This is a genomic window from Aetokthonos hydrillicola CCALA 1050 (assembly GCF_017591665.1).
Taxonomy (GTDB): domain Bacteria; phylum Cyanobacteriota; class Cyanobacteriia; order Cyanobacteriales; family Nostocaceae; genus Aetokthonos; species Aetokthonos hydrillicola.
Map to the genome: position 1 here is coordinate 1 of NZ_JAAKGC010000211.1, position 2,352 is coordinate 2,352.

The following is a 2,352-nucleotide window of genomic DNA, read 5'->3' on the forward strand; positions in this document are numbered from 1 at the left end:
GTTCAAAGAAAGATTCCAGCCCCGCAATTATGGCATCATCCTCATTATCGACATCCACTAAATCATCATCACTTAAAACGCTTCCCTGTTGAGTTAACAAATAATCCAAACGGCGTTGCAGGGATGACTTAATAGCATAAAATGAACTGGTTAAGCGCTTGCGGTAAAGGGTCATCAAAAAACCTAAACAAGAACGCTTATCTTTTTGCGCTAGTCGATAAAAGTGACGTACATAGTCGCTGACAGCTACATAAAGGGGTACTTCCCGTTGTAGTTCTAGCGTAATGGCGTTATCCTGCACAACTCTAGTAGGAATATCCCTTTCTAACAGTCCTCGACGGTAGTATTGTCGAAGAGTGTCGCGGGTATGGCGGAACATCAAATCTTTTAAGGGAGTGTTTACTGTCAAATATTGACGGGAAGTCGTGATGAAATCTTCATCTGCTAAGAGTTGTTTGTGATTGGAGATTTTCTTACCCTTCTGCCAAATATCCTGCATTTTGTAAGCAAGAATGCGATCGCTCTTGCTCAAAAACTGTTCTAATCTAGAGCAAGGCTGTCCACCACGCTGAAAATAATCGCTAGACATAACTTGCCAAAAATCAATAACTTGCTGCTTTAGAGCACCTTGCAGGGAAGCAAAATAATGGCAAAAGTTATCGCCGTAGCTCCAATGTCCTTGTAAGTCTAGGAGATTTAACAAATCGAAAACTTCTATAGCATCAATTTGCATAGGAGTTGCTGATAGAAGAATCAAAGATTTAGTTTTCTCCTTCAGCTGCGTCATTAACTCTAATAGACGATTGGGCGTTTCCTTACGGTCTTGGGGACTTTTACGCCGTGCATGATGCGCTTCATCTAGTACTACTAAATCCCATGATTCTGCTTCTAATAGCTGGTGCATTCTCTCAGTTCTGCGCACTAAATGAGAAGAAGCGAGGATTAAATCTTGAGTGTTCCAAGGGTTAGCTGCTGCTGGGATAGTTTGTTTGTAGGGGTCTTTAAATTCTGTAGATGTGTAACTCAAAAAATGTAAATTAAACTTTTCCCGTAGTTCTTCTTGCCATTGGGGTTGAACGCTAGCAGGTGCTAAAATTAGTACACGCTTTACCTTTTTGGACAATAAAAGATAGCGCAAAATTAACCCAGTTTCAATTGTTTTTCCTAAACCAACTTCGTCAGCAATGAGAAAACTTTGAGGAAAATTTTGAGCAACACGACGCAGAATTTTAATTTGGTGTGGCCAAGGTTTAATAGGAATTGATTTTAGACAAAAATCTAAACAACCAGGGTGTTGATAAATATTAGCAAGTTGAGTAAATGCTAGTTTTTCTTTTTCTCTTTGTTCTGTAGAAATACCCAAATAATCTGATTTTAGTGTTGGTTTTACTTCTGGTTGAGTTAAACCAGAGGTATTTTGAGAATCATAGTTTTTAAAAGTAGTGGGAGTATGTTGCTCTGTGTTGGTAGTAGCGGGCAAGATGCCCGCACTACTGGAAGTTTCAAGATGGGTGAGGTTTAATTCTTTTGTTAAAGGTCGGGTGTCGAATTCGGCTTGAGCATTCCAATTAGGTTTCGTAGCGGGGGTGTAGCGCAATAGCTTTTTCTGTACTGCTTCAGGAATTTCAAATACTCGTACGTTAGGAGAGACATCATACCAAAGTTGTTCAAATCGGCTAACTTCTTCATCAACTCTATCTAGTTCTCTTCCTCCTTCCCAAGAACAATAAACGTGAAAAGATTCTACATTTCTCTCCCAACCAGCGATAGATTCATTATTTGAACCGCTAAATGCTAACTTATCATTATTGGCATCAGTAAAAATGCCAACTTTTTCATGGAATATATGCCGTGGGTCTAGTTGCTGTGTAGTATCTTCTGGTAGTCCATTTTCTTGAAGAGGAATAGCAATTTTAATATCAAGATATTGATTTTGAATTAACCAGCTAAGAATTTCAAAATGCTTGAGTTGGGCAAAGTTTTCAGGCGGTTTTAAGTCAGCATCTAGACGATTTAGCAATGCATCTCGTAGTGCATACCCTTGTTGAATTGCTTGTAAATCTTGTGGACTAAACTGACAGCCCATAATTAACCGCATTCGCCCCTCATTGTGCAGCATTGCACCTAACCCACGAGCGACTTTACTCAAAATGGCACTGCTAAAAAAACCTGCTTTGCGGTCATATTGCATGGTACATTCTAAAGCAGGGATGTAGAAATCGGCAATTGTATTATGAGTGTTGCTGGTGTAGCTAATTTTCCAAGGGTATTCGCGTAAAATTTTTGGCATATCGCTCTAATACTAACGAGGCCGATTTTCCCTACCATGATAAATACGTAAAATAACAACAT

At 39.3% G+C, this 2,352-nt stretch carries 1 protein-coding gene; it reads right to left on the reverse strand.

Annotated features, from left to right (window positions below; genetic code table 11):
• Positions 1 to 2,290 (reverse strand): SNF2-related protein (locus tag G4P69_RS35635; protein WP_208354671.1); only part of this gene is annotated, 2,290 nt, incomplete at its 3' end.
• Positions 2,291 to 2,352: the final 62 nt, after the last annotated feature.